The 1405-nt window shown below is 76.3% G+C and carries 1 protein-coding gene and 2 pseudogenes; 1 reads left to right on the top strand and 2 read right to left on the bottom strand.

Annotated elements, in window-relative coordinates:
• A pseudogene (locus AC2W7G_RS16285) lies at window positions 1-273 on the bottom strand (SDR family oxidoreductase); the annotation flags it as partial.
• Window positions 274-452: 179 nt separating this feature from the next.
• Window positions 453-599: pseudogene (locus AC2W7G_RS16280) on the bottom strand (SDR family NAD(P)-dependent oxidoreductase); the annotation flags it as partial.
• Between the two features lie 49 nt (window positions 600-648).
• Between AC2W7G_RS16280 and AC2W7G_RS16275 the strand changes: the two are divergent.
• The coding region (locus AC2W7G_RS16275) for an amino acid permease (protein WP_485869357.1) at window positions 649-1405 on the top strand (757 nt) is incomplete at its 3' end.

Here is a 1405-nt window from a genome sequence, read left to right as displayed (position 1 = left end):
GGCGGCGCGAGCGCTCCAGCTCGCGCACGCCGCTCGTGGTGTCGACCGCCCGGGCAGCAGGCCGTTGACCCGGACGCCCTGCGGGCCCAGCTCGTCCGCGAGGGTCTTGGCCGCCATGGCCAGTCCGGGACGCAGGCCGTTGCTGAGGCCGAGCCCGCCGATCGGCTGCTTGACCGACGTGGACAGGACGAACGCGATGGAGCCGCCGTCCTCGCCGAGGGCTCCCGCGACCGCGCGCGCGACGCGCATGCCGCCGACCACGATGCTCTCGAAGGCCGCGCGCCACTGCTCGTCCGTGGCCTGCGAGACCGGTCCGGCCGGCGGGCCACCGACGCTGACGAGGGGCGCCGTCCAGCCGGCCGAAGCGCTCGATCGCGGCGTCCACGAGGGGCCTGGGCGGTGGCGGGGTCGGCGTTGTCGAGCGCGAGGCCGTGGGCCCGCTCGCCGAGCGCGGCGACGGTCGCGTCGACGCTGTCCTGCGAGCGGGAGGACACGACGACGTTCGCCCCCTCCGCGACGAGCACCTCCGCCGTGGCGCGGCCGAGGCCGCGCGTGCCGCCGGTGACGAGGAAGGTGCGTCCGCTGAGTCCGAGGTCCATGCCGTCACCGTAGCCCCGTCCGTTCACCCGGACGCGCCATGATCGGCTCGTGAGCACGACAGGACCGCTGCAGCGACGTCTGGGCCTGCCGAGCGCGCTCGTCATCGGGGTCGGGTCGATGCTCGGGGCGGGGGTCTTCGTGGCGCTCGCCCCGGCCGCGCGGCTGGCGGGGGACGCGCTCGTGGTGGCACTGGTGCTCGCCGCCCTCGTGGCGACGGCGAACGCGTCCTCGATGGCGGTGCTGGCGGCGCGGTGGCCGCAGTCGGGCGGCGCCTACGTCTACGGCCGCGAGGCGCTGGGACCGGTGTGGGGCTACCTCGCGGGTGTCGCGTTCGTGGTGGGGAAGCTGGCCTCGTGCGCCGCGATGGCGCTGGCCGTCGGCACCTACGCGTGGCCGTCGCACGCCCGCGTCGTGGCCCTCGCGCTCGTGCTGGCGCTCACGGCGCTGGGCTGGTGGGGCGTGCAGCGAACGACGGCCGTGATGGCGGTGGTCGTCGCCCTGGTGCTGATGGTGCTGGCCGCGGTGGTGGTCGTCGGGCTGCGCGCGCCCGCGTCACCGACCGCCGGCCGGCGATGGGGCGGGCGGCGTGCGGGACGTGCTGGCCGCCGCGGGCGTCCTGTTCTTCGCGTTCGCCGGGTACGCGCGGTGGCCACGCTCGGGGAGGAGGTGCGCGACCCGTCCCGCACCGTGCCGCGCGCCGTCGGCGTCGCGCTGGGGCGTGGTGCTGGTCGTGTACGCCGCGGTGACGTGGACGGGCGTCCGCGTCCTCGGGTCCGACCTAAAAAAAAAAAGGCCTCGGCCACCG

It is taken from the genome of Aeromicrobium sp. PFPM2_SD2, from assembly GCF_057364525.1.
The sequence above is the reverse complement of the archived record's forward strand: the minus strand, read 5'-3'. Positions and strand labels throughout refer to the sequence as shown.